At 73.8% G+C, this 26,454-nt stretch carries 31 protein-coding genes and 1 tRNA gene; 14 read left to right on the top strand and 18 right to left on the bottom strand.

The window, feature by feature from the left end; genetic code table 11:
* The first annotated feature begins 180 nt into the window (after positions 1-180).
* Positions 181-378 (top strand): hypothetical protein, encoded by a 198-nt coding sequence (locus ACIP9D_RS06480; protein ID WP_400449444.1) that lies wholly within the window; start codon positions 181-183, stop codon positions 376-378.
* Between the two features lie 84 nt (positions 379-462).
* On the opposite strand, the gene ACIP9D_RS06475 is transcribed toward ACIP9D_RS06480, so the two are convergent.
* From ACIP9D_RS06475 to ACIP9D_RS06450, 6 genes are all read right to left on the bottom strand, one after another.
* Positions 463-2,619 carry a bifunctional polysaccharide deacetylase/glycosyltransferase family 2 protein gene (locus ACIP9D_RS06475; protein WP_350868186.1) on the bottom strand — a complete coding sequence of 719 codons (2,157 nt, stop codon included), beginning with the start codon at positions 2,617-2,619 and terminating at the stop codon, positions 463-465.
* Positions 2,616-3,044, bottom strand: a complete 429-nt coding sequence (locus tag ACIP9D_RS06470; RefSeq protein WP_350868188.1) for a hypothetical protein — start codon at positions 3,042-3,044, stop codon at positions 2,616-2,618. The genes ACIP9D_RS06475 and ACIP9D_RS06470 overlap by 4 nt, the downstream gene beginning before the upstream one ends.
* A gap of 113 nt (positions 3,045-3,157) precedes the next feature.
* Positions 3,158-4,681 (bottom strand): FtsX-like permease family protein, encoded by a 1,524-nt coding sequence (locus ACIP9D_RS06465; RefSeq protein ID WP_350868190.1) that lies wholly within the window; start codon positions 4,679-4,681, stop codon positions 3,158-3,160.
* Positions 4,678-5,379: an ABC transporter ATP-binding protein gene (locus ACIP9D_RS06460; protein WP_350868192.1), complete on the bottom strand. Its 702-nt coding sequence runs from the start codon at positions 5,377-5,379 to the stop codon at positions 4,678-4,680. Before ACIP9D_RS06460 ends, ACIP9D_RS06465 begins: the two co-directional genes overlap by 4 nt.
* Positions 5,376-5,912, bottom strand: a complete 537-nt coding sequence (locus ACIP9D_RS06455) for a PadR family transcriptional regulator (protein ID WP_350868194.1) — start codon at positions 5,910-5,912, stop codon at positions 5,376-5,378. Before ACIP9D_RS06455 ends, ACIP9D_RS06460 begins: the two co-directional genes overlap by 4 nt.
* A gap of 63 nt (positions 5,913-5,975) precedes the next feature.
* Positions 5,976-6,545, bottom strand: a complete 570-nt coding sequence (locus ACIP9D_RS06450) for a TIGR03086 family metal-binding protein (protein ID WP_350868196.1) — start codon at positions 6,543-6,545, stop codon at positions 5,976-5,978.
* 31 nt (positions 6,546-6,576) lie between these two features.
* Here ACIP9D_RS06450 and ACIP9D_RS06445 point away from each other — a divergent pair, with 31 nt between their 5' ends.
* Entirely contained in the window at positions 6,577-7,392 is an 816-nt protein-coding gene (locus tag ACIP9D_RS06445; RefSeq protein WP_350868197.1) for an AraC family transcriptional regulator, read from the top strand.
* A 140-nt stretch (positions 7,393-7,532) separates the two neighbouring features.
* On the opposite strand, the gene ACIP9D_RS06440 is transcribed toward ACIP9D_RS06445, so the two are convergent.
* The 6 genes from ACIP9D_RS06440 to ACIP9D_RS06415 are packed head-to-tail and all read right to left on the bottom strand — an operon-like array spanning position 7,533 to position 13,130.
* The gene (locus ACIP9D_RS06440; RefSeq protein WP_350868199.1) at positions 7,533-9,068 is read right to left on the bottom strand and encodes a SpoIIE family protein phosphatase; all 1,536 of its coding nucleotides are present in this window, start codon (positions 9,066-9,068) and stop codon (positions 7,533-7,535) included.
* A 1-nt stretch (position 9,069) separates the two neighbouring features.
* Positions 9,070-10,431 carry a sensor histidine kinase gene (locus tag ACIP9D_RS06435; protein WP_350868201.1) on the bottom strand — a complete coding sequence of 454 codons (1,362 nt, stop codon included), beginning with the start codon at positions 10,429-10,431 and terminating at the stop codon, positions 9,070-9,072.
* Entirely contained in the window at positions 10,428-11,441 is a 1,014-nt protein-coding gene (locus tag ACIP9D_RS06430) for a SpoIIE family protein phosphatase (protein ID WP_350868203.1), read from the bottom strand. Before ACIP9D_RS06430 ends, ACIP9D_RS06435 begins: the two co-directional genes overlap by 4 nt.
* The gene (locus ACIP9D_RS06425; RefSeq protein ID WP_350868205.1) at positions 11,438-11,857 is read right to left on the bottom strand and encodes an ATP-binding protein; all 420 of its coding nucleotides are present in this window, start codon (positions 11,855-11,857) and stop codon (positions 11,438-11,440) included. Before ACIP9D_RS06425 ends, ACIP9D_RS06430 begins: the two co-directional genes overlap by 4 nt.
* The gene (locus ACIP9D_RS06420; protein ID WP_350868206.1) at positions 11,854-12,270 is read right to left on the bottom strand and encodes an STAS domain-containing protein; all 417 of its coding nucleotides are present in this window, start codon (positions 12,268-12,270) and stop codon (positions 11,854-11,856) included. The genes ACIP9D_RS06425 and ACIP9D_RS06420 overlap by 4 nt, the downstream gene beginning before the upstream one ends.
* Positions 12,270-13,130 (bottom strand): STAS domain-containing protein, encoded by an 861-nt coding sequence (locus ACIP9D_RS06415; RefSeq protein WP_350868208.1) that lies wholly within the window; start codon positions 13,128-13,130, stop codon positions 12,270-12,272. The genes ACIP9D_RS06420 and ACIP9D_RS06415 overlap by 1 nt, the downstream gene beginning before the upstream one ends.
* A gap of 164 nt (positions 13,131-13,294) precedes the next feature.
* Here ACIP9D_RS06415 and ACIP9D_RS06410 point away from each other — a divergent pair, with 164 nt between their 5' ends.
* Positions 13,295-13,651 carry an STAS domain-containing protein gene (locus tag ACIP9D_RS06410; RefSeq protein WP_350868210.1) on the top strand — a complete coding sequence of 119 codons (357 nt, stop codon included), beginning with the start codon at positions 13,295-13,297 and terminating at the stop codon, positions 13,649-13,651.
* 10 nt (positions 13,652-13,661) lie between these two features.
* Here the strand turns inward: ACIP9D_RS06410 and ACIP9D_RS06405 are convergent, their stop codons facing one another.
* Entirely contained in the window at positions 13,662-14,954 is a 1,293-nt protein-coding gene (locus ACIP9D_RS06405; RefSeq protein WP_350868212.1) for an MFS transporter, read from the bottom strand.
* Between the two features lie 50 nt (positions 14,955-15,004).
* Between ACIP9D_RS06405 and ACIP9D_RS06400 the strand changes: the two genes are divergently transcribed.
* From ACIP9D_RS06400 to ACIP9D_RS06375, 6 genes are all read left to right on the top strand, one after another.
* Positions 15,005-15,688 (top strand): FCD domain-containing protein, encoded by a 684-nt coding sequence (locus ACIP9D_RS06400; protein WP_350868213.1) that lies wholly within the window; start codon positions 15,005-15,007, stop codon positions 15,686-15,688.
* A 39-nt stretch (positions 15,689-15,727) separates the two neighbouring features.
* Positions 15,728-16,201 carry a large conductance mechanosensitive channel protein MscL gene (gene mscL, locus ACIP9D_RS06395; protein ID WP_350868214.1) on the top strand — a complete coding sequence of 158 codons (474 nt, stop codon included), beginning with the start codon at positions 15,728-15,730 and terminating at the stop codon, positions 16,199-16,201.
* An 81-nt stretch (positions 16,202-16,282) separates the two neighbouring features.
* Positions 16,283-16,534 carry a hypothetical protein gene (locus ACIP9D_RS06390; RefSeq protein ID WP_350868216.1) on the top strand — a complete coding sequence of 84 codons (252 nt, stop codon included), beginning with the start codon at positions 16,283-16,285 and terminating at the stop codon, positions 16,532-16,534.
* A 59-nt stretch (positions 16,535-16,593) separates the two neighbouring features.
* Positions 16,594-16,953 carry a hypothetical protein gene (locus tag ACIP9D_RS06385; protein ID WP_350868217.1) on the top strand — a complete coding sequence of 120 codons (360 nt, stop codon included), beginning with the start codon at positions 16,594-16,596 and terminating at the stop codon, positions 16,951-16,953.
* Entirely contained in the window at positions 16,950-17,072 is a 123-nt protein-coding gene (locus tag ACIP9D_RS06380) for a hypothetical protein (RefSeq protein WP_350868219.1), read from the top strand. The genes ACIP9D_RS06385 and ACIP9D_RS06380 overlap by 4 nt, the downstream gene beginning before the upstream one ends.
* A gap of 90 nt (positions 17,073-17,162) precedes the next feature.
* Complete coding sequence (locus ACIP9D_RS06375; protein WP_350868220.1) at positions 17,163-17,435, top strand: hypothetical protein; 273 nt, start codon at positions 17,163-17,165, stop codon at positions 17,433-17,435.
* A 99-nt stretch (positions 17,436-17,534) separates the two neighbouring features.
* On the opposite strand, the gene ACIP9D_RS06370 is transcribed toward ACIP9D_RS06375, so the two are convergent.
* Entirely contained in the window at positions 17,535-18,818 is a 1,284-nt protein-coding gene (locus ACIP9D_RS06370) for a benzoate/H(+) symporter BenE family transporter (RefSeq protein ID WP_350868222.1), read from the bottom strand.
* A 62-nt stretch (positions 18,819-18,880) separates the two neighbouring features.
* Here ACIP9D_RS06370 and ACIP9D_RS06365 point away from each other — a divergent pair, with 62 nt between their 5' ends.
* Positions 18,881-19,441: a helix-turn-helix domain-containing protein gene (locus ACIP9D_RS06365; RefSeq protein ID WP_350868224.1), complete on the top strand. Its 561-nt coding sequence runs from the start codon at positions 18,881-18,883 to the stop codon at positions 19,439-19,441.
* Here ACIP9D_RS06365 and ACIP9D_RS06360 read toward each other — a convergent pair whose 3' ends face one another.
* Positions 19,442-20,500, bottom strand: coding sequence for an AAA family ATPase (locus ACIP9D_RS06360; RefSeq protein ID WP_350868226.1), 1,059 nt, complete (start codon positions 20,498-20,500; stop codon positions 19,442-19,444).
* A 63-nt stretch (positions 20,501-20,563) separates the two neighbouring features.
* On the opposite strand from ACIP9D_RS06360, the gene ACIP9D_RS06355 reads away from it, so the two are divergent.
* Genes ACIP9D_RS06355 through ACIP9D_RS06345 form a run of 3 tightly spaced genes read left to right on the top strand, consistent with a single transcriptional unit; the run spans position 20,564 to position 23,731 of the window.
* Positions 20,564-21,286: a protein phosphatase 2C domain-containing protein gene (locus tag ACIP9D_RS06355; protein WP_350868227.1), complete on the top strand. Its 723-nt coding sequence runs from the start codon at positions 20,564-20,566 to the stop codon at positions 21,284-21,286.
* A gap of 16 nt (positions 21,287-21,302) precedes the next feature.
* Entirely contained in the window at positions 21,303-22,484 is a 1,182-nt protein-coding gene (gene eis, locus ACIP9D_RS06350; RefSeq protein ID WP_400449436.1) for an enhanced intracellular survival protein Eis, read from the top strand.
* A 53-nt stretch (positions 22,485-22,537) separates the two neighbouring features.
* A complete protein-coding gene (locus ACIP9D_RS06345) occupies positions 22,538-23,731 on the top strand; it encodes a hypothetical protein (RefSeq protein WP_350868231.1) in 1,194 nt (397 codons plus the stop codon).
* Between the two features lie 115 nt (positions 23,732-23,846).
* On the opposite strand, the gene ACIP9D_RS06340 is transcribed toward ACIP9D_RS06345, so the two are convergent.
* Entirely contained in the window at positions 23,847-24,929 is a 1,083-nt protein-coding gene (locus ACIP9D_RS06340) for an NAD-dependent epimerase/dehydratase family protein (RefSeq protein ID WP_350868233.1), read from the bottom strand.
* Positions 24,930-25,053: 124 nt separating this feature from the next.
* Positions 25,054-25,356 (bottom strand): hypothetical protein, encoded by a 303-nt coding sequence (locus ACIP9D_RS06335; RefSeq protein ID WP_350868235.1) that lies wholly within the window; start codon positions 25,354-25,356, stop codon positions 25,054-25,056.
* A gap of 96 nt (positions 25,357-25,452) precedes the next feature.
* On the opposite strand from ACIP9D_RS06335, the gene ACIP9D_RS06330 reads away from it, so the two are divergent.
* Positions 25,453-25,524 (top strand) — tRNA-Lys (locus tag ACIP9D_RS06330).
* 269 nt (positions 25,525-25,793) lie between these two features.
* Here ACIP9D_RS06330 and ACIP9D_RS06325 read toward each other — a convergent pair.
* Positions 25,794-26,441 (bottom strand): response regulator transcription factor, encoded by a 648-nt coding sequence (locus tag ACIP9D_RS06325; RefSeq protein WP_350868237.1) that lies wholly within the window; start codon positions 26,439-26,441, stop codon positions 25,794-25,796.
* Positions 26,442-26,454 lie beyond the last annotated feature (13 nt).

Raw genomic sequence — 26,454 nt, 5'->3', positions numbered from 1 at the left:
CCTCGACGACCGATCGAGGCCACTACATCCAGGAACCAGCACGATCTCGACCGGCCTGGCGGCAAGCCGGCGACGTCCGAGCGGCGGGAAGTCCGGCGACGGCCGGGTGGCGGGAACGTGGCGGCGGCCGGCCCGGCGGGGCGGCCGGAGCGCCTAGACTTCCCGGGTGATCGGGGCACGGTGGTGACCGGGTTCGACCGGGACGACGAGGAGCCGGGCGGGCCGTCCGACCAGGAGGATGCTGCGCCCGGAACGGCCCGACGCCGGCCGGCGTTGCTGATCCTCGCCGTGCTCTCCGCCGCCCTGGTGGTCTGCTGCTGCTCGGCCGTGGTCGGGCTGCTGATCGCCTGGTCCGCCGGCCTCTTCCACCAACCCTGACCGCGCCCTGCGGGCCGGGCTGGGCAGCCGACCCCGACGGCCCGACCACCGGAGGTGTCCGCGCGGCGGACCCCGAGGACAGGGTCAGCCGGCGCGGGCGGCGGTGACCAGAGCGGCGGCCTCGCCGGTGCGGACCATCCGGTGCCAGCGCAGCCGGTTGCCGATCACCGCGGTGACCACCGACTGGACCACCACCAGGTACATCACCTGGCGGTAGACGAGTTGCTGGAGCGGCAGCGCCCAGAGCGGCCCGAACCGCTCCCGGTCGAGCCGCAACGCGTAGCCGGCGGTCAGCGCCTGCAGCAGCAGCAACCCGAACCAGGCCAGGGCGAGCGTCGACCAGGGCAGGAAGAGCAGCCCGTAGAGGGCGAAGACGTCGACCGCCGGCGCGGTCAGCGGCAGCAGGATCTGGAAAACCATGAGGTACGGCAGCCCGCGCCGGCCGAGCTTGCCGCCCGCCCCCGACTCGCGTAGCGCGTGCCGGTGTTTCCACATCGCCTGCATCGTGCCGTAGCACCAGCGGTAGCGCTGCCGCCACAGCTGCCGCAGGCTCGACGGCGCCTCGGTCCAGGCGATCGCCGCCTCCTCGTACACCACCCGCCAGCCGGCCCGCAGCACCTTCATGGTGAGGTCGGTGTCCTCCGCCAGGGTGTCCGCCGGCACCCCGCCGACGCCGAGCAGCACCTCGCGGCGGAACGCGCCGATCGCGCCGGGGATCGTCGGCATGCACTCCAGAACGTCGTACATCCGGCGGTCGAGGTTGAAGCCGATCACGTACTCCAGGTGCTGCCAGCGGCCGAGCAGCCGCCGGCGGTTGGCCACCTTCGTGTTGCCGGAGATGGCGCCCACCGAGCGGTCGGCGAAGCCCTGCACCAGCCGGTACACCGTGTCCGGCTGGAACACGGTGTCCCCGTCCACCAGCACCAGCAGCTCCGCCCGAGCGGCTCGGATCCCGGTGTTCAGCGCGGCCGGCTTCCCGGCGTTCGCCTGCCGGAGAACGCGCACCCCGCGCAGCCGCATCCGCTCGACGATGTCGGCGGTGCCGTCGGTGGACCCGTCGTCCACCACGATCACCTCCAGCGCCGGGTAGGCGCTGGCCACCAGCGACCGGACGGTCGCCGCGATGTTCGCCGCCTCGTTGTACGCCGGCACGATCACCGACACCGGCGCGCGGACCTCGGGGCGAGGGCCGGTGTCCCGGCGTACCCGGCGAACGTGCCGCTGGGCGCAGAACACCTGGACCACCAGCCGGGCGACGCCGAGCACCAACGCGATCCCGAGCAGCAGGTTCATCGCCCCGGCGACCCAGCCCGCGCCGCGCTGGGTCCAGCGCAGCGCGGTGCCGCTCAGCCGGGTGCCGGTGCTCGCCGGAAGCGCCGACTCCGGCGCGCCGATGCCCGCCGAGACGGTGGTGAACCGGTATCCCTGCCCGGTCAGCTCGGGCAGCAGTCGGTCCAGCGCGGCCACCGTCTGGTCGCGGTCGCCGCCCCCGTCGTGCATCAGCACCACCGCGCCCCGCCCGCGGGGCGGGGTGGCGGCCTTGACGATCTGGGCCGCTCCGGGGCGCTCCCAGTCCCGGGTGTCCCGATCGGCGAGCACGGCGAGGTGGCCGCTGCCGGCGGCGTCGTGCAGCGCCTCGTACCCGGGCCCGGTCAGCTCGGACGGCAGGGACGAGAAGGGTGGCCGCAGCAGGGTGACCTCCCGGCCGGTCGCCCCGGCGATCGCCTTGCGGGTCAGCGAGAGCTCCAGGTCGCGCCGCCACCCCGGCTGGCTGGCGAGGTCGGCGTGGGTGAAGGTGTGCGAGCCGATCTCGTGCCCCTCGGCGAGGATGCGCCGGACCAGCTCGGGGTGCTCGTTGACCCGGGCGCCGACCACGAAGAAGGTGGCGTGCGCGTGGTGCCGGCGCAGCGCGTCGAGCACCTGCGGCGTCCAACGCGGGTCCGGGCCGTCGTCGAAGGTGAGCGCGATCGTCCGGTCCGGCATGGTGCGGCTGACCGGCTCGGGTCGGTCCAGCCGGAGCACCGGGCCGCCGGCGGCGACCGGCTCCGGCACACCGGCCGCGGACGTCGCCGCCGCGCCCTGTTCACCGCCGGTGACGGCTGCGGCCGGCCCCGAGCCCCCGCCGAGACCGGTCACCAGACCGTGCACGGTGAGCGTGGCGAGCAGCAGGACCAGGCCGAGCAGGAGCAGTAGCCAGTGCGCTCGGGGATCGCGCCGGGCGACGTGCCGCGGGGGTGTCACTGCGGCTTGCCCGGAGACCTGCTCGGCTTCGCCGTGTTACGCCGCTCGTCACCCTGGCCGGGCCGGTCGGACCCGCTCGGTCGAGCGGCCGGGGCCGCCGGGGTGGGACGGCCGGTCCGCGCGTGCGCCGACGGGGAGGTCGCCGGGACCGGCGCGGAGGTGCGGGTGATCGGTGAGGGGACCGCGCCGGGGAGGTCGGCGACCTCGCCCTGTCCGTCCAGTCCCGCCTCGACCGGCTGCGCCGGCCGGTCGTCCGACCAGCCGGGCAGCGGCACCGAGGGGTCGAAGAAGAGGCCGGCGAGGATCAGCGCGAAGCTGGTGAGCAGGCCGAGCCCCATCGCGGTGCCGGCGATCACGGTCAGTCGGCGTCGACGGCCGGTCCGGTCGACGAACACCGGCTGGGCGCCGCCGGGCTGGTTGTGCATGTGCTGAACTCCCACCGCCGCAGCCGCCGCGGACCGTCCGGTCCCGGCGTCGGGCCCGACCGTCCGGGCCCTCGGAGCAGTCAGCGCCCCGACGGACGCGGGTGTTACAGATTTCAGGCAGTCCTAAGCTCCTCGACCGCCGTGCTGGCCCGCAGGAAGAGCAGGCCGACCCCGACGGTGACGAGCACCGCGGCCAGCGCGCCGGCCCCGAGCAGTGCCAGCTGCTCCCACGGCACCTCGGGCGCCCGGCTCACCCCCGGACTGGTCACGATCCGGGTGTACTGGGGACGGGTGGCCGGGTCTCCGCAGAGGGCCGCGCTGGCGTCGCAGACCTCGTGGGCCGTGCCGCTCTGGTTCACCTCGCCGAAGAGCCCGCGGGACAGGAAGGTGCCGACGGCGAGCGCCAGCAGGATCGACGGGATGGCGGGCAGCAGCGACTGCCAGGCGATGGATCGGGCCAGGGTGCCCCGCGGTACGCCGGTGGCGACCAGCGCGGCGTACGCCCGCCGCCGGGCCACGATGCCCTCGACCACGGCGACGAGCAGTCCCGTGGCGGCGATCGCCACCGCCACGGCCACGGCGAGGTCCACCAGGTCCATGGTGGCGAGATAGAACGGGTCGCTGCCCTCGTCGACGCCGACGAGCCGGTTCTGTTCCCGGGTGAGCTGGTCCTGCAGGGCGAAGTTGGCCCGCAGGGCGGCCGCGCCGGCGCCGAAGATCAGTGCGGCCAGCAGGGCGGCGAAGGTCCGGCTGCCCGCCCACGGATCGGCTGTGAGCCGACCGGCGGCGAGCAGTGCCGCGGGCCGCCGCGCGTGGCGGCGCAGCAGCCGACCGGTGGTGTGCGAGATCCAGCCGGTGCCGGTCACCACGCCGATCATGGCCGTCAGCCCGCCACCGGCCAGCAGGGCCAGCAGCGTGCCAACCGGTGGCCCGTCGGGGCTCCGGTCGTAGCGGATGATCGATCCGCCCACGGCGAACGCGAGCACGCCGATCCCGATCAGCACGCCGGCCCAGGGGCGCGGCCCCCGTTCCCGGTTGGCCTTGCGGGTCACGCCCAGCGGGCTGGTGGTGACCCGGCGCAGCATCACCGCGGTGGCCAGCGCGGCGACCAGCGGCAGCCCCAGCACCACCGCGGCCATCGACCAGGGTGATGGCAGCACGTCGGTGGGCAGGGCCAACTGTCCTCGCGCGTCCGGCCGGTCGAACAGCTCCCGGCCGCCAAGGTAGCCGGCCAGGGCGGCCAGCGTCCCGAGCAGGCTGGCGACGCCGGTCTCCAGCATCGCGAGCCGGGTGACCTGGCCCGGAGTGGCGCCGGCCAGCCGGAGCGCGGCGAGCCGGCGGTCCCGGGCCGGGGCGCCGAGCCGGGCGCACTGCCCGGCCAGCGCCAGGACCGGAACGCAGAGCAGCAGCAGGGCGAACGCGGTGCCGCCGCGCAGGCCCGGCTCGCGCAGCAGCGCGTTGCGGTACTGCTCCGACTGGGCCCAGGCGTCGCCCGCCGGTTTGGGGATGGCCAGCACGGTGAGCGCGGCCAGCGCGGCCAACGTCGCCAGCGCGGCGCTGAGGGCGGTGAGCAGCACCCGGACCGAGTCGGTGCGGGTGCCGGCGAGCGCGAGCCGGAGCAGCGCCGCCGGTCTCACCGCTGGCCGCCGGCCAGCGACACGTCCAGGCCCAGGCCGGTCTGGTCGATCTTCCCGTCCCGGAGGACGACCTCCCGATCGGCGTACGCGGCGATCCGCGGCTCGTGGGTGACCAGCACGATCGAGGTGCGCTGCTCCCGAGCGAGCCGGACGAGCGTGGTGAGCACCTGCTCGCCGGTGAGGGTGTCGAGCGCGCCGGTCGGCTCGTCCGCGAAGAGCACCCGCGGCTCGGTCACTAGCGCCCGGGCGGTGGCGCAGCGCTGCTGCTGGCCGCCGGACATCTCGCCCGGTCGGGTGTCGGCGACGTCTGCCACGCCGAGCCACTCCAGCCAGTTCAGCGCCGCCGTCCGCGCCTCTCGCCGCCCCGTGCCGGCGAGAAGCAGCGGAAGCGCGACGTTCTCCGCCGCGGTCAGCTCGGCGACGAGCTGACCGAACTGGAACAGCACGCCGAACTCGGTGCGCCGCAGCCGGGAACGGGCCCCCTCGGAGAGCAGGTCGATCCGCTGGTCGCGCCAGGTCACCTCGCCGGCGTCCGGGCGCAGGATCCCGGCCATGCAGTGCAGCAGGGTGGACTTGCCGCAGCCGCTCGGACCGGTGACGGCGACGATCTCGCCTTCGGCGACGTCGAGGGTGACACCGCGCAGCGCGGGCGTCCGCCCGTAGGCCTTGACCACGCCGCGAGCCTGGAGCTGGGTCACGAGTGCACCTCCCGGTGCCAGTCGGCGACCCGGTCCAGGGTGGTGTGCAGCCACCGCAGGTCCGCGTCGAGGTGAGCGACGGCGAAGTCGGCCGCCAGCAGATCGTCGAGGCTCGCCGACGGGTCGGTCTTCACCGCGGTCAGCTCGCGCAGCCGGGCGGTGTGCGCCCGGCGCTGCTCGATCAGGTAGCTCCGGGCCCGGTCGACGTCGGCGACCAGCAGCGCCACCACCACCTTCGCGAAGAGGGTGCTGGTCACGTAGGGCATCGGAGGCTCGATGGTGGACAGCCACCGATCCAGCGCCGCGCGACCGTCGCCGGTCAGCGCGAAGGCGGTGCGCTCGGGACCACCGTCGCGATCGTGGCCCGCGGTGGCCACCAGGCCGTCGCGATGCAGCCGGCCGAGGGTGGCGTAGACCTGCCCGAAGGCGAGCGGCCGGGCCCGGGGCAGCCGCTCGTCGTGCGCCCGCTTGAGCTCGTAGCCGTGCTTGCTGCCGGTGGCGAGCAGCCCGAGCAGCACGTGCGGAGTGGACACACCTGCCACTATTCGCTCAGCGAATAGCAGAGTCAAGCAACCCGGGCGGCCCGGCGTCCTTTCTCAGTCGGCGGCCCAGGCCGGGTCACGCCCGGTGACGCCGAGCAGGCGGTGCAGGTCGGGCACGGTCGGATCGGTCGGCACCGGCTCGGCGAAGACGCCCATCTTCCGGGCCGTCGGGCCCAGCTGCGCGACCAGCTCGTGCAACGCGGCGGTCGCCCCGGGCGCCGGGGCGTACGCCTGGCCGGTGGCGGTGGCCAGGTCCCAACCGTGCACGGTCAGGTCCAGCAGCGCCATGCCGCCCACCGTGGTCTGCGGCATGCCCATCCCGGCCGATGTTCCCTCCAGGCTGGCCGGGTCGGACCAGGCGGCGACCAACCTGTCGGTCTCGACCGCGAACCGGTCCCGCCAACCGTCGGCGAGATGGTTCGGCTTGTCCGCCCACTCGACCGGCCGCTTCGCGGCGAGATCCTGGAAGTTGACCACCACCTGGAAGAGATGGTTGAGCAGGTCGCGCACCGAGTAGTCGTGGCAGGGTGTCGGCAGGTCGAACTGGTCGTCGGCGATGCCGCGCACCACCGCGACCGTACGCGGCGCCGCAGCCGCCAGCAGCTCGCTAGTCTTTGTGGCCATAGGGCCAGCGTATGAGGGTGGTCTTGAAAAAATGCGACAGCAGCCGCGCGGCGACAACCGGGGAATCCTCGACCCCCGACGGTTGCTGCGCGAGGTCCACTTTCGCCGGCACCTGCCCGCCGGACGGCTGCGCCGGTACGTGGAGCACTACTGGCTGATCGACTGGGATCTGACCGAGCCGTTCGAGCAGCGCGTCGTGCCGCACCCGGCGGTGAACGTGGTGTTCCGTCGCGACGGCGAGGCCCCGGAATTCGGCGAGGTGGCCGGTGTCGGGCTGGCTCTCTTCTCGGTCTCCCTGACCGGGCGCGGCCGGGTCTGCGGCGTGCAGTTCCGGCCGGGCGGCTTCCGCCCCTTCTGGCGCCACCCGGTGGCCGAGCTGACCGGTCGGCACCGGCCCCTCACCGACCTCGCCGCGTCCTGGCCGCCGGCCGCCGACCACACCGGCGGCATCTGCGACGGTACGGACGCCGAGCGCTGCCAGGCGCTCGACGACCTGCTCACCGGCTGGGCACCCAAGGCCGACCCGGTGACCGACGAGGTGATCCGGCTGGTCGAGGAGATCCGTACCGACCGGACGGTGCTGCGGGTCGACGAGTTGGCCCGCCGGCACGGGCTCTCCACCCGCCGGCTGCAACGCCTCTTCCTCGACCGGGTCGGCGTCGGTCCGAAGTGGGTGATCCGCCGCTACCGGTTGCAGGAGGCGATCGAGCAGGCCGCCGACGGGCCGCAACCGGACTGGGCCCGACTCGCCGCCGACCTCGGCTACAGCGACCAGGCCCACCTGGTCCGCGAGTTCACCGCCGCCACCGGCACCTCGCCCGCCGCGTACGCCCGCTCGCTCGCCTGACCGGTCACCCGGCGGCGGCATCGACCCCGGTCGGCCAGCACCACGGAACGTGATCTCGTCGTTCTCTCCGGCCCATCCGCCCGGATGCTGTTCGCAGGCGACCGCCCGCGTGCGCACCGGCGAACCGGCGTCGCCGCGACTCAGCGACGGCGCAGGGCGACCACCGCGACGTCGTCGTGGATCTCGGGCGGGGCGAGTTCGACCAGCAGCCGCTCGCAGAAGCGGTCCAGGTCGTCGTCGACCTGCGCGGCGACGGTGGCCAGCGCGGACAGCCCGTCGTCGATCGTCGCGTCCCGCCGCTCGATCAGGCCATCGGTGTAGAAGACCAGCGTCGCCCCGGCCGGCAGCACGAACTCCAGGTCCTCCGGACGCGCGGCACGCACACCGAGCAGCGGCGCCGAGTGCTGCACGAACTCGACCTTGCCGTCCAAACTGAGCAACGGCGGCAGGTGCCCGGCGCTGGCCAGGCGGATCCGCCCGGTGGGCGGGTGCAGCAGCAGCACGCAGATGGTGGCCAGCTCGTTCGGGAGCAGGGTGCGCATCAGCTCGTTGACCCGGTGCAGGATCTCCCCCGGCTGGTGCCCCTCCACCGCGTACGCCCGGACGGCGTGCCGCAGCTCGGCCATCACCGTCGCCGCGTGCAGCGAGTGCCCGGCCACATCGCCGATGGCCAGCAGCAGGTGCCCGTCGAGCATCACCAGCTCGTAGAAGTCGCCACCCACCTCGGTCTGCGCGCTGGCCGGTTCGTAGCGCACCGCCAGGTCCAGACCGTTGATCTCGGGGATCCGACGGGGCAGCAGGCTGCGCTGGAGGGTGACCGCGATCCGGTGCTCCTCGTCGAAGGAGCGCTGCGCCTCCACCGCCGCCGCCACCGCCTGGGCCAGCTGCACCAGCACCGGCGTCCGGGCGGTCTGCGTGCTGGTGGGCACCACGACGTAGAGCGGAGCGCGGTCGGTGCGCAGCCGGGCGGCGGCCACCGTCACCGTGTCGTCCGCCGGCCAGTCGACCAGCCCCCACTCGGCCGGGTCGGTGACCCGGACCGTCGCGCCGATCGGCACCCCCGTGTCGTCGACGACCCACGGCACGATGGTCGCCTCGGAGCCGGGGCCCGCCGCGATCCCGGCGAGGCAGTCACCGTCGAACGTCTCCGCCACCACCGCGGCCGGGCTCTTGAAGATCTGCGCCGCGCCGGCCGCGGCCTCCTGCAACAACCAGGTGAAATTCGGCGCGGTGTGTACCGCGACGGTGGTGTCGGCGAGCCCGAGCAGCCGTTCGGCGAGCAGCTCGGCCCGCTGCCGGGCCTGGTAGTAGCGGAGCACCGCGTGCGCGGTGGCGACCAGCTCCTCCGGCTCGATCGGCTCGGCGAGGTACGCGTCCGCGCCTCGGGTGAGGCCCTGGGCACGGTCCGCCACGTCCACCGCGTGCGCGGACACGTGGATCACCGGCATCGCCGGGTGCGCTTCCTTGATCCGTTCGCAGACCTCGTAGCCGCTCAGGTCGGGCAGCCGGACGTCGAGCACCACCAGGTCGATCGGGTCGATGTCGACCCGGGCCAGCGCCTCGGCGCCGTTCTCGGCCTCCAACACCCGGAACCCGGCCCGGGTCAGCCAGCTGACCAGCAGGTAGCGCTTGGTACGGCTGTCGTCGACCACCAGCACCGTCGACTGGGCCTCCACGTCAGGCTCCGCCCACGGGCAGGGTGACGGTGAAGGTGCTGCCCCGGCCCGGCTCGCTGGCGAGCTCCAGGGTGCCACCGAGCAGGGTGACCAGCCGCCGGGCGTACGGCAGGCCGAGGCCGGTGCCGCCGACCCGGGTCGCCCCCGGCACCTGATAGAACTCCTCGAAGATCCGTTCGTGCAGCTCCGGGGCGATGCCGGGGCCGGTGTCCGAGACGCTCAGCGACCACTGCTCGCCGCGCAGCTCCGCCCGGAGCCGGACCTCGCCCCGGTCGGTGAACTTCAGCCCGTTGTGCAGCAGGTTGCGCAGCACCTGGCCGAGCAGCACCTCGTCGGTGCGCAGCGTGGCGGGGCTCGGCGGCTCCTCCACCACCAGCTCCATCTCCGCGCGGGTGGCCAGCGCGCGCAGCGTGCCGCGAAGCTGCCCGAAGATCGGCCGAAGATCGACCTGCGCCCAGTTCGGCTCGATCCGGCCCGACTCGGCCTTGGCCAGGTCGAGCAGCTCGTTGACGAGGGTGAGCAGGTCGGCCGCAGAGGACCGGATCAGACCGACCTGCTGGGCCTGCTCGGTGGTGAGCGGGTCGGACGACGAGTCGGCGAGCAACCGGCCCAGCCCGATGATCGCGGTCACCGGGGCCCGCAGCTCGTGGCTGACGTTCGCCAGGAACCGGCTCTTGGACTCGCTCGCCGCCCGCAGCTGGGCCGACTTCTCGTCCAGCTCGGCGTAGAGGGCCACCACGCCGCGGTTGGTCTCCTCCAACTCCTCGGAGAGCTGCCCGTAGAGGGCCATCACCCCGCGGTTGGTCTCCTGGAGCTCCTCGTTCAGCACGGCCAGCTCGTCGCGCTGGCTGCGCACCTCGTCGAGGGCCGCGATCAGCTGTTCGTTCTGTGCAGCCAACTCGTCCAGGGCGCTGCCCGGAACGCTCCGGCCGAGCTCCGCACGAAGCTCGGCAAGCCGCTCCGGGGTCAGCGCCTGCGCGGCGACCGGGACACGTCGGGACATCCTCACGACCGTATCCCGCCCGAGCCGGATCGTGCCCAGGCTGTGCACCAGCCGCGCCACCGCGGCGGACTGCGGCTCGTACCGGTCACCGGGCAGCGGGCCGACCGGAAGCAGGTCCACCCGCAGGTGACACCGGCCGTCCGGGCCGTCGTCGACGTGGAAGCTGACCTCCGCGCCGCCGACCCCGCGCAGCAGATCCCGGGCCACCTCGCTCAGCGCGGTGGCGATCCGGACCTGGTCCTGGTGCTCCAGCCCGACCGCGGCGGCCACCTCCCGGCCGCGCTGGCGGACCACGAAGATGTCGTGCTCGACTCGCAGCGCCATCTGGAGCAGCGGCGGGCGGTCGAGCTGACCGGTCATGCCGTCGCCCTCGCGGCCAGCACGCAGGCGTCGTCGCGCCGGGTGCCGGCGTCACGCAGCAGCGTCGCCGCGACCACCAGCGGCGAGCGCTCGGCCAGCCCCGGGTAGTCGTCCAGCTGCCACCGGTCCACCACCCCGTCACTGTGCATCACCAGCAGGTCGTCCGGCTCGAGGGGGTAGTCGTACTCCCGTACCACCGGCCGCTGGTGCCCGGCGATGCCCGGCAGGGAAACCAGCCCTCGCCGCCGGCCGCCCGCGGTGACCACCTGTGCCGAGATGTTGCCCAGCCCGGCGTAGTGCAGCACACCGGCCGGTGCGTCCAGCTCGGCCACCGCCAGCGCGGCCCCGCGGGTGTGCGACATCGACCGGTGCAGGTGCTGAACCACCACCGCCGGTGGGCCGGCCGGCGCGCCGTGGAAGGCGGCGATGGCCGCGTCGCTGGCGGCGGAGGCCAGCGGGCCGTGCCCCAGGCCGTCGCTGACCAGCACCTGCCGGCGCCCCTCGGCCACCCGGACGGCGAACCCGTCGCCGCTGACCGTCTCACCGGTGATCGGCCGGGTCAGCCCGGCGGCCCAGTGCGGGGCGTCCGCGCCGGGCGGCCAGACCTGCACGGCGAGGACGGTGCCCCGGGCCGGCAGGGAGTAGCCGTCGAACCAGCTGGCCTGCCGGACGATCGCGCCGAGGCCGATGCCGAGGGTGCCGACGGTGGAGTGCCCGTCGCGCGACGAGACGGTGAGATCGGCCATGCCGGGCCCCGAGTCGATGGCGACCAGCTCGACGCCGGCCTCCCGCTCGCGTCGTACCGGGCGCAGCAGCAGTGTCCCCTCGTCGGCGTGCTTGACCAGGTTGCTGGTCAGTTCGGCGGCGACGATGGCGAGATCGGCGGTGCGCGCCTCGCCCAGCTCCAGCTGGCGGCCGAGACGCTCGGCGGTCCGCCGGACGGCGCCGCCCGCGCCGCCCGCCTCCACCCGGAACCAGACCCCGCGGTCGGTGATGTCGTCCTCGGTCATCGAGACCACTTGGTGACCGTGATCCGGGTGCCTGCCCCGACTCCGGTCTGGATGTCGAACTCGTCGACGAGCCGGCGCGCGCCGCTCAACCCGAGGCCGAGGCCGCCGCCGGTGGTGTAGCCGTCGGTCAGCGCGAGGTCGAGGTCGGCGATGCCGGGCCCGGAGTCGGCGAAGACGATGCGTACGCCGCGGCGCCGGCCGTTGTCCACGGTCGCCACCTCGACGCTGCCCCCGCCGCCGTAGACCAGGGTGTTGCGGGCCAGCTCGCTGGCCGCGGTGACCAGTTTCGTCTGGTCGACCAGCGAGAGCTTCACGGCCACCGCCACCGTCCGGACCAGCTGCCGGACGCGGACCACGTCCTCATCGCTCTGGATCGCCTGCGCCTGCGGGTGGCCCAGGTCGATGCCCGCGGTCATGGCGTGGCCGTCGTCTCGATGTCCATCTCGTCGTCGAGCGCGGCCTGTTCCTGCTCGTCGGCGTGCGCGGCCGCGATCAGGTCCATGCCCCGTTCCACGTTGAGCGCCGTCCGGATGCCGTTGAGCGACAGCCCCAGCTCGACCAGCGTGATGGCGACCGCCGGGCGCATCCCGACCACCACGGTCTCGGCGTCGAGCACCTTGGAGATCGAGGCGATGGTGGAGAGCATCCGGCCGACGAAGGAGTCGACGATGTCCAACGCCGTGATGTCGATGATCACGCCGTGGCAACCGGTCGCCACGATCCGTTCGGCGAGATCCTCCTGGAGCTGGACCGCGGTCTGGTCGGACATGTCGACCTGGATGGAGACCAGGAGGATGTCGCCGATCTTGAGGATCGGCACCCGCTCCATCAGACTTCCCGACGTGACTGGCGGCGTGCGGTCTCGATGCCGGAGAGCCGGAGCACGTGCCGCAGCGCGTCGGCGAGGCTCGCCTTGGTGGCGATGTCGCCGAACTCGATGCCGAGCGCCACGATGGTCTGGGCGATCTGTGGCCGGATGCCGGAGATGATGCAGTCCGCACCCATCAGCCGGGCGGCCACCACGGTCTTCAGGATGTGCTGGGCGACCTGGGTGTCCACCGCCGGTACGCCGGTGATGTCGATGATCGCGTACGGGGAGCTGGTGTCGACCAGGGTCTGCAGCAGCCGTTCCATCACCACCTGGGCCCGCGCCGAGTCGAGCGTGCCGACCAGCGGCACGGCGACGACGCCCTCCCAGAGCTTGACCACCGGGGTGGAGAGTTCCAGCAGCTGCTCGGCCTGATCGGCGATCAGACCCTCGCGGGTCCGGACGAAGGTCTCGAAGGTGAAGAGGCCCATCTGGTCGACCAGCGTGGAGAACGCGACGTAGTCGCGGAGCGCGGTGGCGCTTTCCTCGGCCTCCAGCAGCTCCAGCAGCACGTCCTTGAGCGCGAACACGCTGATCGCCGTCTCGGTGGCGGAGAAGCCCTGCCGGGCCCGGCCCCGGGACAGCTCGGCGAGCACGGCACGCAGCTCGGCGGCCCGGTCGGCCTCCAGGTCGATGGTCCCCTGCTCGCCGGCGACGATCATGGCGCGGTGCAGCTCCTGCAGCTGCCGGCGCAGCTCGGCCTGGCTCAGCCGGCCGCGCAGCGACGCCGCGACGATCTCCGCCCAGCGCTGGGTGACCCGCTCGGCGTGCTCACCCAGCAGTGCGGCGAGCCGACCACTTTCCTCGGCGTTCAACGCCATTGCCAAACCCCCTTGACCTGGACCGGCCGGACTCTATCACCGGGTGCTGGTGGACTAGTTGCCCCAGAGCAACGGAATGACGATGGCCACCAGATCCCGGCTCCCGTTCTGCGTCAGACCCCCGTCGTGGGATACCGTTCCACCGATAACAGGAGGTCTGGCGAATGTCCTTGACGGTGCACACGGAACAGCGCGGCGATGTGGTCGTCGTGTCGGTCGCGGGCGAACTGGACATGGCGACCGCACCGCAGCTTCAGGACCAGATCACGGACCTGCTCGACAAGGGCCGCAGTCGCCTGGTGTTCGACCTGGCCGAGGTCTCCTTCTGCGACTCCACCGGGCTGTCCGTCTTCGTGCGTGCCAAGAACAGCTCCGACGAGGCGGGCGGCGTCGTCCGGCTGGCCGCCCCACAGCGCGGGGTGCTGCGCATCCTCGAGGTCAGCGGCCTGGTCGAGGTGCTGCACACCTACCCGACGGTCGAGCAGGCCGTCGCCGGCGATCCGACGCCCGCCTCTTCCTGAGCTGTTCCGCTCAGCCCTCGTCCTCGATGTGCCGGGGACGAGCCACCACCATGCCCAGGCACGTCTGCACCGCGAGCGCGGCCAGCAGGAAGCCGATCGGCACGGTCCAGCCGGCGGTCGCCTCGTAGAGGATGCCGACCAGCAGGGGGCCGAGCCCGCCGATGAGATACCCGGTGCTCTGGGTGAACGCGGAGAGCGCGACCGTCCCCTCGGCCGTCCGGGCCCGCAGCCCGATGACGGCCAGGATCAGCGGGAAGGTGCTCTGCCCGATCGCCAGCAGCACCACCCAGAGCAGCGCGCCGCCGTGCGGCGCCAGCGCCATCCCGAGGTACGCGAGCGCCATCGCGGCGGAGAGCGTCAGCATCAGCGGACGTAGCGAGCGCAGCCGGCCGGCGAGGGTCGGCATCACCAACGCGATCGGCACACCCAGCGCGGTCCCCAGTGCGAGCAGCAGACCGGCGTCCTGCGGCCGGTAGCCGGCGTCCCGGAAGATCTGGGCCAACCAGCCCATGATCGCGTACGCGCCGAGCGACTGCGTCCCGAAGTAGACCGCCATCGCCCAGCCGAGCCGGGTCCGCCCGGGGCGGATCCGCCGCTGGGTGGCCACCGCCTCCGTCGGGGTGGCGGCCCGTCGGGCCGCGCGCGTCCGCAGCGCCAGGGGCACCCACGGGAGTACGGCCACCGCGGCCAGCCCGGCCCAGACGGCGAGCCCGGCCTGCCACGAGCCGAGCACATGCGCGACCGGCACCGCCGCGGCGGCGGCCGTCGCGGCGCCGACCGTGAGCGTCATCGAGTAGACCCCGGTGATCAGACCGATCCGGTTCGGGAAGTACTGCTTCACCAGCATCGGCAGCAGCACGTTCGCCACCGCGATCCCGCCGAGCGCCAGGGCGCTGCCGGCGAGGAAGACCGCTGCGGAGTCGGTGCCCACCCGGACCAGCTGACCGGCGGCGAGCACGAACATCGCCACCAGCAGCACCCGGGCCGGGGGGTACCGGCGGATCAGCCGCGGGGTGAGCGCGCCGAAGACGGCGAAGGCGAGGGTGGGCAGCGTGGTGATGACCCCGGCCATCGCGCCGGAGAGCCCGAGACCGTCGCGAACCTCGTCGAGCAGGGCGCCGAGGCTGGTGATCGCGACGCGCAGGTTGAGCGCCACGAGCACCATCCCGACCAGCACCAGGGCGCCGCCGGCCAGGGGGCCGGCCGTGTTGGCCGGCCGGGTCGGCACCGAACCCGAGCCGGCTGGCGAGGCGTCAGCGGGGGCGCGGGTCTGGTCCGCGGTCGCGGTCGGTGGCGGGGTCATGCTGATGAACCTACAATCATGGGATGAATTACGGGCCGGTGATGTAACCAGTGCCACCGTCGTTCGATTCCGTGCCGGTGCCGCCGCGCGGCCACCGGGTACGTCAGACGACCGCCCAGCTCAGGGAGCGGATCCTGGGCGGCGAGTGGCCGATCGGCGGCCGGATCCCGACCGAGCCGCAGCTGGTCGCGGCGCTCGGGGTGGGGCGCAACACCGTCCGCGAGGCGGTCCGCGCGCTGGTGCACGCGGGGGTCCTGGAGTGCCGGCAGGGCTCGGGGACATACGTGGTGTCGACCGACGAGCTGGCGCCGGTGGTGGCCCGCCGGCTCACCGACGACCGGATGGCCGAGGTGATCGAGGTGCGGCGCGCCTTCGAGGTGGAGGCCGCCCGGCTGGCCGCGCGCCGGCGTACGCCCGAGGACCTGGCCGCGCTCGACGGCGCGCTGGCCGCCCGCGAGGCGGCCTGGGACGGCGGCCGGGTCGACGAGTTCGTCGAGGCCGACGCCGCGCTGCACACCGCGGTGGTGGCCGCCGCGCACAACGACATGCTCGCCGAGCTCTACGCCTCGGTCGGCACGGCCCTGCGCAGCACCGTCGCCCAGGCGATGGGTGACGCCCTGGTGCCTGAGCGCCACGTCGACCATTCCCGGCTGGTGGACGCGATCCGGGCCGGCGATCCCGAGCTGGCGGCCCGCGAGGCCGGCGCTTTTCTGGAGCCCGCTCCGGGGGCATAGGTTGTCCCGGACGGAAAACCGGACAGCACGGGAGTACGGATGCTCAAGGGCTTCAAAGACTTCATCATGCGCGGCAACGTGGTCGACCTGGCGGTCGGTGTCGTCATCGGTGCGGCGTTCACCGGCGTGGTCACCCAGCTCACCAAGTCGTTCCTGGACCCGCTGATCCGGGTCTTCGTGCTGCTGATCACCGGCAGCGACAAGGGTCTCGCCGGCACCGCACCCAAGTTCCGCGGCATCCCGTTCGACTGGATCGCCTTCGTCAACGCGGTGATCACCTTCCTGCTCACCGCGGCGGCGCTGTACTTCCTGGTCGTCTACCCGATGAACCGGCTGGCCGAGCGGCGTCGGCGGGGCGAGGAGCCGCCGCCCGCGGCGCCGAGCGAGGAGGTCAAGCTGCTCACCGAGATCCGGGACGCCCTGGTCGCGGCCGGCCACCAGACGCCGGTGCAGCAGCGCGGCGCGCTCGACGACGTGCTCGGCCGACGGCACGAACCGCCCACCCAGCGCTGAACCCGGCACCAGCACATCGGCCCCTGCGGGATTCCCGCAGGGGCCGCACTTTCTCGTACGTGTGTTCGATAGAGTCCGCCCATGGAGCAGCGAAAGCACTGGTGGAACGGGAAGTGGGGGCGGCTGGCACGGCGGGACGTCTTCCTTCGGGTGGACGGCGACCGGTGGCACGTCGAGCAGCGGGCCGGCGGCGCCGAGGGCATCTCCCGCTTCTACGAGCACGGCAGTGCGGACGAGGCCGAGGAGACGGTCCGGGCGTTGCTCGAAGGCACTGACACCTGGCGTGAACTCTCCCCCCGGCCGCCGGGCGGCTGGACCCAACCGACCGTCTGAGCTGCGCGGCCCGCACGGGGCGGCGTTTAGCGGCGCGCCGCCCCGGGAACCGCCGCAGGATGAACCAGCAGACCACCATCTCCCGGGTCACCACCGGCATGCCGGTGGTCGATGCCGCCGGCACCGAGGTCGGCACCGTCGACCTCGTCCAGCGAGCCGACCCGAACGCGGTGACCGTGCAGGCGCCGACCGCCGACCCGGGCAGCAGCCTCGACGAGCTGATCGAGTCGACCGCGGTCGAGGAGCCGGACGTGCCGGCCGACCTGGCGGCCCGGCTGCTGCACGGCGGCTACCTGAAGGTCACCACCGAACCGACCGGCACGGGCGCGGTCTACGTGCCCGCGGAGCGGATCGCCACCGTCACCGACGGCCGGGTCCGCCTCGACGTGCCGGTGACGGAGCTGCCGGCCGAGGAGTGACCGACCCGTCGGCGAGGGTCCGGCGGTCGGTGGTGCCGGTGGTCGCGTCCACCCTCGTCAACGCCGTGCCCGGCCCGCTACCCACCGCCGCCGACGGCACCGGACACCGCGCCCACTGACCTGTCGGCGTTCCTGTCGAACTGCTCCATATCTGGGCCACCGCGGCCCCGCGCGGCGCGCACGGCGGGGCTCGTGTCTATGGTGGATCGATGTACATGCTGATCGGCGAGCAGCAGGGCGAGGCCGGCGAGCCGGCGGAGCGGCGGGCCCGGTTCGAGCACATGGCCCAGGTGGTCCGGCAGAGCCCGGGGTTCGTCCGCGGCTCGTGGGGAGCGGACGAGGACGACCCGACGGTCGAGCACGCGCTGGTCGTCCTCGACACGCTCGAGAACGCCCAGGCCCTGCGCCGCGCGGTGGAAACCAACGTCACCGGGGTACGCCATCGACTCATGGCGGTCGCTGTCGAGGCTGCGGCCAGCTGACCCGCCCACCGGCCCGATAGGCCCGCGTCCCAAATATGGAGCAGTTCGACAGCGACCAGCCAACCCTGCCGGCCCGCCGTCTCGCGGTGTGTACGGCCGTCAGCTCGACCGGGTGCGCAGATCGGAAAGCGATGACCCCGCCACCGTCTCGGGCTCCGAACGCGGGTCCTCGTCCGGCTCCGGGGCAACGGGGTCCGGCCGCGGGACGGCAGGGTCCGGCTGCGGGGCGGCGGGGCGGCGGCGGAAGAGCAGGAGCATCAGGCAGCCGGCGACCAGCCCCCAGAATGCGCCGCCGATGCCGACCAGGGTGACCCCGGACGCGGTGACCACGAAGGTCACCACGGCGGCCTCGCGCCCCGCCGGCTCGGCCAGCGCCGAGGCGAGCGCGGTGGCCAGCGCGCCGAGCAGGGCCAGCCCGGCGACCGCCTCGATCAGTACCGGCGGCGCGACCGCCACCAGCGCGGTGGCCGCGCCGGCACCCAGCCCGAGCAGGGCCAGCCCGGCGCCGGCCGTGACCGAGGCGATCCAGCGCCGGTCCGGATCGGGGTGGGCGTCTGGGCCGGCGGCCAGCGCGGCGGTGATCGCCGCCAGGTTCACCGCGTGCCCGCCGGCCGGGGCGGCCAACACGCTGACCACGCCGGTGGCCCGCAGCGCGGCGTTGAACGGCGGCCGGTAGCCGTAACCGACCAGGACCGCCGTGCCCGGCACGTTCTGCGCGGCTATGGTGACCAGGAAGAGCGGCAGCGCGAGGCCGACCAGGGCGGACACGCTCCAGGCCGGCGGGGTCAGCTCGACCACCGGCCGGAGCCCGACCGCGCCCAGTCGGCCGCCGGTGGAACTCGACGCGATGGCCAACACCGCGACCACCAGCGCGCCGGGCACCGCCCAGCGGCGCGCGTAGCGGTGCAGCAGCAGCCAGGCGACGACCACCGGACCGGCCAGGCGGGGCACCTCGACCAGGGCACGCACCGGTGCGGTGCAGAGCGGCAGCAGGACGCCCGCGAGCATCGCGCCGGCCACCGGCTTGGGGATGGCCGCCACCGCCCGGCCGAGCGGCGGCACCAGCCCGGCCGCCACGATCAGCAGGCCGGAGACGAGAAACGCGCCGACGGCGACCGGCCAGCCGCCCGGCATCGGCCCGGTCGCGACCAGCAGCGCCGCGCCCGGCGTGGACCAGGCGACGCTCATCGGCAGCCGGTACCGCAGGCCCAGCCAGGCGGCGGCGAGCCCGGACGCCACGCAGAGCGCCAGCAGCCCCGAAGCGGCCTGCTCGGCGCTGGCCCCGGCGGCCCGCAGGCCGGCCAGCACGACGGTGAACGAGCTGGCGAAGCCGACCAGCGCGGTCACCACCCCGGCCAGCACCGGCTGGGTCCTTCCGGCCATGTGTCCACCCCTCCGCCACAGTGTTCCGTTTACGGAACGATGGTCTGTAGCACCATAGCGGGGTGCCCCAGCCGCCACCAGCCCACCGCCGTGCCCTCGACGCCGACCCGACGGTGATCGGCGGGCGGGTCCGCAGCCTGCGCGAGGAGCGGGGGATCTCGCTCTCCGCGCTGGCCCGGCTGGCCGGGGTGGGCAAGGCGACCCTCTCCGGCCTGGAGAACGGCACCCGCAACCCGACGCTGGAGACGCTCTACGCGGTCACCGCGCAGCTCGGCGTGCCGCTCACCGCCGTACTCGCCGAGCCCGCCGCGACGCCGACCGTGCAGGGGGCGGCGGTGCACGCCACCCTGCTCGAGGTCTTCACCGACACCGACGCGACCTACGAGCTGTACCGGATGCGGGTGGCGCCCGGCCCGGGGCAGCTCTCCCCCGCGCACCAGCCCGGCGTCACCGAGCACGTCACGGTCTTCACCGGACTGCTCCGGGCCGGGCCGGTGGACGCGCCGCTCACCGCGGCCGCCGGCGGGCACCTGCGCTGGACCTCGGACGTGCCGCACAGCTACACGGCGGTGGGCGACGAGGAGGTCGCCGCCAGCCTGCTGCTGCGCTACCCGCGCGCCTGATCAGCCGTCGACCGGCGTCGGCACCTGGAGCCGGTGCTGCACGGCCCAGAGCGCGACCTCGGTACGGGACGCCGACCCGGTCTTGCGCAGCAGGTTGGACACGTGCACGGTGACCGTCCGCACCGAGATGCCGAGCGCCTTCGCGGCCTGCTTGTTGGACATCCCGGCGACCAGGCAGCCGAGCACCTCGACCTCCCGGCCGGTCAGCTCGGCCTCGTCCGGCGCGGCCGGGCGGGACGCGGGCCGGCGGTGCACCGGTGGGCGCGGCGCCGGTGGCTGTTGCGCCGGGGCCGGCCGGAGCAGGGCGTCCGGGGACTGACCGGCGTGCGCGGCGAGCAGCTCGGTCAAGGCGTACGGGTTGCCGCCGGTACGCTGCCAGACCGTGGCCACCAGCCGCCCGGACGGGCGCGACCGGGCGTACACCTGGCTCAGCACCTCGGCGACCTCGGCTGGGCGCAGCGGCCCGAGGTGCTGGCGGACCGCGCCGCGTACCCCGCAGAGCCGGGACAGCGCGCGGACCGCAAGGTCCGGCGCCACCGATTCCGCCGCGGGCCGGGTCGCCACCATCAGCAGCGCGGGCAGGTCGGCGGCGGTGGCCAGCTCGCCGATCAGGTTCAGGCTCGCCGGGTCGAGCGAGTGCAGGTCCTCCACGACCAGCACGGCCGGGCCGGCGCCGACGAGCAGGCGGACGGTACGCACGGCGAGGCGCAGCAGGGTGCCCGGGGCGTAGCGCTCGCGAGGCGCGGTCGGCTGCTGGGCCAGCCAGGCCAACGCGTCCGGCGGCAGATCCAACCCGCTGGTGTCCCGCCCACTGAGCACCGCCGCCAGCCAGTCGTAGGGAGCGGGGCTGTGCACCCGGGCGGTGCCGGAGAGGACCACCGCCGGGCGCGGGGCGAAGCCGTCCAGGGCCGCCGCGACCAGCAGACTCTTGCCCACCCCGGCTTCTCCGGTGATCACCGCGACGGTCGGCGCCGGCCGCCGGTCGGCGGTCAGGATCGACCAGGCCCGGTCGAGCTCAGCCAGCTCACCGGCTCGGCCGACCATGGACACCGGCATCATTCCTCAACCCTACGTAGTAGTGCGTAGAGACGGCGGTGGGGTGTTCTTGGCAAGCTTGACCCTATGACGCTGATCCTCCGCTCGGCCATCCTCAACGACATCGGTCTCGTCCGGACCAACAACGAGGACTCCGCCCTCGCCGGTGACCGGCTGGTCGCCGTCGCCGACGGCATGGGCGGCCTGCCCGCGGGCGAGGTGGCGAGCGAGATCGTCATCCGGATCCTGGACGAGCTGACCCCGCCGACCGACCCGGCCGAGGCCGAGGAGGCGCTGCGCGCCGCGGTGAGCACCGCCAACCGGCGCATCCACGCCGCCATCACCGTCGACCCCGCCCGCGAGGGCATGGGTACGACGCTCACCGCGGCGCTGCTCGCCGGTGAGACGCTGGTGCTCGCGCAGGTCGGCGACTCCCGCGGCTACCTGCTGCGGGACAACAAGCTGACCCAGCTCACCCGGGACGACACGTTCGTCCAGGCACTGGTCGACCAGGGGGCGCTCACCCCCGACCAGGCGCGCCACCATCCGCAACGGTCCCTGGTGACCCGGGCGGTGCAGGGCGCGGACGCCCCACCGGCCATCGGCACGCTCACCGTGCTGGCCGGCGACCGGCTGCTGCTCTGCAGCGACGGCCTCTCCGACTACGTCGAGGACGAGGCGATCGCGGTCGCCCTCGGCGCGTACGGCGACCGGCAGCTCTGCGGTGAGCAGCTGGTCAAGCTCGCCCACCAGGCCGGCGCGCCGGACAACGTGACCGTGGTGGTCGCCGACGTCACCCTGGTGTCCTGACGTGGCCGTCCGCCGGGTGAGTTCCGAGGAGCGCCTGACCACCAGCTTCCCGCTCTCCGCGTACGCCTTCGAGCCGTCGCCGCTCACCGCGGCCCGGACCGCCGAGTTCCCCCGCTACCTGCCCTACAACGAGGGCAACCGGACGCTGATCGTCGAGGAGGACGGCACCACGCTGGCCGCCGCCTCGGCCATCCCGATGCGGCAGAACCTGCGCGGCGCCGTGCTGCCGATGGCCGGCGTCGCCGGGGTGGCCAGCCACCCGTTGGCCCGCCGGCAGGGGCACGTCCGGACGCTGCTGCACCAGCTCCTCGACGAGATGCGCGACGAGGGGCACCCGCTGACCGCGCTCTACCCGTTCCGGCCCAGCTTCTACGCGAAGTTCGGCTACGTCGGGCTGCCCAAGCCGCGTACCGCCACGTTCTCCCCGGCCGACCTCGGCGCGCTGCTCCGCGCCGACCTGCCCGGCGAGGTGGGCTGGGAGCGGATCGGCGCCGGCTACCCGGCCTGGCGCGAGTTCACCGAGCGCTGCCTGCGCGAGCGGCACGGCTTCGCGGTCTTCCCCGACTACCGGGACGTCGGGCTGCGCGATCGGGACGAACGCTGGCTGCTCACCGCCCGGGTCGACGGCGTGGTGACCGGCGCGGTGACGTACCGGATCGACGACCACGCCGGCGAGCTGGCCGCTGACGACCTGCTCGCCGACGACCCGCTCGCCCGGGCGCTGCTGCTGCAGTTCTTCGCCCGGCACGTCGACCAGGTGGAACGGATCAGGGTCCAGGTCGCCGCCGACGAGCTGCCCGAGCTCTGGCTCACCGACCTGGCCGTGCACGTCGAGGCGCGGGTGGCCCGGCCGGACTCCTCGGCCCCGATGGCCCGGCTGCTCTCGATGGACGCGCTGGCCGGGCTGCCCGCCGGCCCGGGACGGGTGCGGGTCGAGCTGACCGGGGACCGCTGGCTCGCCGGCACCTACCTCATGGACGGCAGCACCGGCTCGCTGGAGCTGCTCAGCGGGACGGCCGCCGGCGGTCCGGTGCCGGACGCCACGCTCACCGCCGCCGGGCTCTCCGCCCTGGCGTACGGGGTGCTCGACCCGGCCGAGGTGCCGCTGCGGGGGCTCGGTGAGGTGCCGGTGGACGCGGCTGCCGAGCTGCGCCGGATCTTTCCGCGCCAGGTGCCGTACCTCTTCGCCGACTTCTGATCCCCCGGCCCGGCGTGGCGGGTCCGGCGCCGCGCCGGTCCTAGCATCGTGGAGTGCGCCTGAAGACCGTCACCGTCCTGCTCGCCCTCGGGGTCGCCGCCGCCACCCTGCCGGGCTGCGGCTCGTCCGATCGCGACGCCGGCCCGCCGGCCGCCGCGCCCTCGGCGACCGCCGACCTGCCCACCGGCGACCAGCCCGCCGCCGGAGTGAACCGGACGGGTCTCGGTGGCCCGGGTGCGAGCCCCAGCCCGTCGCGGAAGCCCGCGACCACGTTCCGGGCCGGCAACCCGGCCGGCGACGCGGCGGTGCCCGCCGAGGGACGGGCGGTGGACACCTCCCGGCCGAGCCGCAGGGTCGGCACGGGCACGCCGGCGAGCTGCACGTCGGCCGCCGTGGTGAAGGCGGTCGCGGCCGGCGGCATCATCACCTTCAACTGCGGGCCGGACCCGGTGACCATCAAGATGACCGCCACCGCCAAGGTACGCAACGCCAACGGGCCGAAGGTGGTGCTCGACGGCGGCGGCAAGGTCACCCTCAGCGGGCAGGGCCAGCGCCGGATCCTCTACATGAACACCTGCGACGGGGCCCAGGGCTGGACCACCTCGCACTGCCAGAACCAGGACCACCCGCAGCTCACCGTGCAGAACCTCACCTTCACCGAGGGCAACTCCACAGGTGAGAAGGCCGAGGGTGGCGGCGGCGGGGCGATCTTCGTCCGGGGCGGGCGGGTCAAGGTGGTCAACTCGCGCTTCGTCCGCAACCGCTGCGACCGGACCGGGCCCGACCTGGGCGGCGCCGCGCTGCGGGTGCTCAGCCAGTACGAGAACAAGCCGGTGTACGTGGTGAACAGCACCTTCGACCGCGGCTCCTGCGCCAACGGCGGGGCGCTGAGCAGCATCGGGGTTTCGTGGACCGTGCTGAACAGCCTCTTCACCGGCAACGAGGCGATCGGCAACGGCGCCAACCCGGCGAAGGCCGGCACGCCCGGCGGCGGCAGCGGCGGGGCGATCTACTGCGACGGCAACCGGTTCACCGTCCGGATCGCCGGCACGGTGATCGAGAAGAACGAGGCCAACGAGGGCGGCGGTGCGATCTTCTTCGTCAGCAACGACCGCACCGGGACGATGACGATCGAGGACTCCACCCTGCGCCGCAATCCGAGCGGCAAGTTCGAGACCCGCGGCTACCCCGGCATCTTCTTCCTGGGCGCCCGCAACCCCAGCACCCCCGGCTCCAAACTCAGCTGACCCCGGTTGGATCTCGGTTGAGGTTGATCATGAAGTTATTGCGCGCGGTGTCGGCGTGTCGTGACAACAACTTCATGATCAACGCGCACCGGGGGCGGGCGTCGGTGGGTTGGGGTCAGTAGGGGTTGCCCTGGCCGGCGGGGCGGGCCTTGAGCAGGGCGCCCAGGCGGCCGGGGAGGGTGGCGGCGGCGGACATCGGCGGGCTGGCCGTGTGGCCGCGCTCGGCCATGCCGAGGAAGAGCTGCCGCAGCGCGGTGAGCGCGTCGATCGCCGGCTCCCAGCCCAGCTCGGCCTCCGCCCGGTCGCTCGACATCAGCGGCGCGTCCAGCGCCAGCTGCACCCAGCCCGCGTCGACCGGTTGCAGCCGGGCGTGCCAGGTCAGGGCCGCCGCGCCGCGCAGCAGCGGGGCGGCCACCGGCACCGTCCAGCCGTGGAAGTGCCGGGCCACCAGCTCCGGGGTCAGCACCGGGTCCGCGGCCAGGTTGAAGGCGCCGCGCGCATCACCCAGCACCGCCCGGGCGTACGCCTCGGCGACGTCGTCGGTGTGCACGGCCTGCATCCGCAGCCGGCGGTGCGTCGGCACCAGCGGGATCCGGTTGTACCTGAGCAGCTGCACCGGCACGAACGGGCCGAGGAAGTAGCGGCTGATCTCGGTGCCCGCGTCGCGCTGGAAGTTGAGGCCGGGCCGCATCCGCACCACCCGCAGCTCCGGGTGCTCGCGCTCCGCCCGGTCGAGCAGCGCCTCCACCTCCGCCTTGTCCCGGCTGTACGACGATTCGGGCACGCCCGTCGCCGGCCAGCGCTCGCTGACCGGGTGGTCCTTCGGGCCGGGCGCGTAGACGCCGACCGACGAGGCGTACACCAGGGCCGGCACCCGGGCCCGGACCACCGCGTCGATCACCGCCTGGCTGCCGCCGATGTTGGTCCGGTGCAGCACCCGCTGGTTGTGGCTGGGCTGGATCTGCCAGGCCAGGTGCACCACCGCGTGCGCGCCCGCGAAGACCTCGGCGAGCTGCTCCGCCGCGCCCGGCAGGCCCACGTCGCAGGAGTGCCACTCCACCTGGTCGTACGGCTCACCCGCGTCCGGGCCGGGCAGCCGACGGGCCACCCCGGCCAGCTCCACCCCCCGCTCCCGGCGCAGCCGGCGCAACAGGGCCGTCCCCGCGTTGCCGCTCGCCCCCACCACCACGATCCGCATGCCGCACCCGGTACCCGCCCAGCCGCCCGCCAACCGTGCCGGACGCCCACGGGCAGCCGGTGCGACGTCGAGTTCTCGGTGATCAGGCGGGGTGAATCGACACGCTCACGGCGGGCGGGGAAGCTCAGGGGCGGGGCGCGTGGCGGACCCAGGGGTGTTTCTCGTCCCGCCGACGGCCATCCGTGGCGGCCAGGCACCGCGGGCAGATCCGGCCGACCGGGTCCGCCCCGGTCAGCACGTCGGTGGACGCGTAGTCGAACCGCACGTGCGGGAACCGACGCAGCCGGCTCCGGCTCAGCGGCAACCCGCAGACCGTCTGGTTCTGCCTCGGCAGCCAGGCATGCACCTCGCCGCCCGGCTCGCGTACCCCGTCCGGGCCGATCTCCTCGCCGGACGCCGCCACCGCCGGCTTGCCACTCGACCGCATACCGGTCCGATACCCGGCGCCGGCCCACCCAAGCCTCGACCCGCCGACGGCCTTGATCGACTCGCCGGTCACCGCTGTCCGGTAACCTGAGCGCGCGGGCCGCTAGCTCAATGGCAGAGCTGTGGACTTTTAATCCATAGGTTCAGGGTTCGAGTCCCTGGCGGCCCACTCACACGCAGGTCAGCGACCTCACAATCAGGTCGCTTTGCCGCGATTGGGGGCTGGGTAGCCTCCTGAGTCCGGGGCCCCAGAGCAGCGGTAATCAGACGGCGAAGGTGCGGAAGGCACTCGTTCGCAACTCGCGGCTGCTCAGCTTGTTCACCGAGATGGTCCGAAGGCCAAAGGTGACTCCACGGGCCGTGGGCGGCCGCCGGGCGCGGCAGCGCCGCCGAGGCGCGCTGCACGATTGCCTTACTCGCGGACAAGCGGCCCAGACATCAGCCGCCGCTGACGTGGCGGAGGACGGCCAGGACCCTACGGTTGTCGCTGTCCGAGGACGGCAGACCGAGTTTCGCGAAGATGCTCGCCACGTGTTTCTCCACGACTCCGGCGGTGATGACAAGAGCCGCCGCGATCCCGGCGTTGGATCGTCCCTCGGCCATCAGCGAAAGCACCTCCCGCTCCCGGGGGGTCAGCGACGCCACCCCGGCCGTGCCCTGCCCGGCCCGCATCAGGTGGCCGACCACCTCCGGATCCAGTGCGGTGCCACCGGATGCCACCCGGGTCAGCGCGTCCACGAAATCGGCGACGTCGGCGACGCGGTCCTTGAGCAGGTATCCGATGCCGGTCGGCCGGTCGGCGAGCAGGCGGGTCGCGTAGCGGGTCTCCACGTACTGGGAAAACACCAGCACATCGACGTCGGGATGGTCGCGTCGGATGTCGATCGCGGCGCGCAGTCCCTCGTCGGTGTGCGTCGGCGGCATCCGGATGTCGATGATCGCTACATCCGGTACGTGGGCGGCAATCGCGGACCGCAACGCATCTGCGTCCGCCACCGCCGCGCACACCTCGAAGCCGCGGTCGGTGAGCAGCCGGACCAGCCCTTCGCGCATCATCGCGGCATCCTCCGCGATCACCATCCGCATGTCGTCGCCTCCG

Origin of the sequence: Micromonospora sp. NPDC093243, from assembly GCF_044753725.1 — a bacterium.
Classification (GTDB): domain Bacteria; phylum Actinomycetota; class Actinomycetes; order Mycobacteriales; family Micromonosporaceae; genus Micromonospora.
Note: the sequence above shows the minus strand (reverse complement) of the source record. Positions and strands in the feature narration are given on the sequence as shown.

Excerpts from the sequence above, each read along its gene's own strand:
- ACIP9D_RS06470 (WP_350868188.1), bottom strand. The coding sequence starts at position 3,044 with ATGCACAACCAGCCCGGCGGCGCCCAGCCGGTGTTCGTCGACCGGACC.
- ACIP9D_RS06450 (WP_350868196.1), bottom strand. The coding sequence starts at position 6,545 with ATGGCCACAAAGACTAGCGAGCTGCTGGCGGCTGCGGCGCCGCGTACG.
- ACIP9D_RS06445 (WP_350868197.1), top strand. The coding sequence starts at position 6,577 with ATGCGACAGCAGCCGCGCGGCGACAACCGGGGAATCCTCGACCCCCGA.
- ACIP9D_RS06435 (WP_350868201.1), bottom strand. The coding sequence starts at position 10,431 with ATGACCGGTCAGCTCGACCGCCCGCCGCTGCTCCAGATGGCGCTGCGA.
- ACIP9D_RS06430 (WP_350868203.1), bottom strand. The coding sequence starts at position 11,441 with ATGACCGAGGACGACATCACCGACCGCGGGGTCTGGTTCCGGGTGGAG.
- ACIP9D_RS06425 (WP_350868205.1), bottom strand. The coding sequence starts at position 11,857 with ATGACCGCGGGCATCGACCTGGGCCACCCGCAGGCGCAGGCGATCCAG.
- ACIP9D_RS06420 (WP_350868206.1), bottom strand. The coding sequence starts at position 12,270 with ATGGAGCGGGTGCCGATCCTCAAGATCGGCGACATCCTCCTGGTCTCC.
- ACIP9D_RS06415 (WP_350868208.1), bottom strand. The coding sequence starts at position 13,130 with ATGGCGTTGAACGCCGAGGAAAGTGGTCGGCTCGCCGCACTGCTGGGT.
- ACIP9D_RS06410 (WP_350868210.1), top strand. The coding sequence starts at position 13,295 with ATGTCCTTGACGGTGCACACGGAACAGCGCGGCGATGTGGTCGTCGTG.
- ACIP9D_RS06405 (WP_350868212.1), bottom strand. The coding sequence starts at position 14,954 with ATGACCCCGCCACCGACCGCGACCGCGGACCAGACCCGCGCCCCCGCT.
- mscL (WP_350868214.1), top strand. The coding sequence starts at position 15,728 with ATGCTCAAGGGCTTCAAAGACTTCATCATGCGCGGCAACGTGGTCGAC.
- ACIP9D_RS06390 (WP_350868216.1), top strand. The coding sequence starts at position 16,283 with ATGGAGCAGCGAAAGCACTGGTGGAACGGGAAGTGGGGGCGGCTGGCA.
- ACIP9D_RS06385 (WP_350868217.1), top strand. The coding sequence starts at position 16,594 with ATGAACCAGCAGACCACCATCTCCCGGGTCACCACCGGCATGCCGGTG.
- ACIP9D_RS06375 (WP_350868220.1), top strand. The coding sequence starts at position 17,163 with ATGTACATGCTGATCGGCGAGCAGCAGGGCGAGGCCGGCGAGCCGGCG.
- ACIP9D_RS06370 (WP_350868222.1), bottom strand. The coding sequence starts at position 18,818 with ATGGCCGGAAGGACCCAGCCGGTGCTGGCCGGGGTGGTGACCGCGCTG.
- ACIP9D_RS06360 (WP_350868226.1), bottom strand. The coding sequence starts at position 20,500 with ATGATGCCGGTGTCCATGGTCGGCCGAGCCGGTGAGCTGGCTGAGCTC.
- ACIP9D_RS06355 (WP_350868227.1), top strand. The coding sequence starts at position 20,564 with ATGACGCTGATCCTCCGCTCGGCCATCCTCAACGACATCGGTCTCGTC.
- ACIP9D_RS06340 (WP_350868233.1), bottom strand. The coding sequence starts at position 24,929 with ATGCGGATCGTGGTGGTGGGGGCGAGCGGCAACGCGGGGACGGCCCTG.
- ACIP9D_RS06335 (WP_350868235.1), bottom strand. The coding sequence starts at position 25,356 with ATGCGGTCGAGTGGCAAGCCGGCGGTGGCGGCGTCCGGCGAGGAGATC.
- ACIP9D_RS06325 (WP_350868237.1), bottom strand. The coding sequence starts at position 26,441 with ATGCGGATGGTGATCGCGGAGGATGCCGCGATGATGCGCGAAGGGCTG.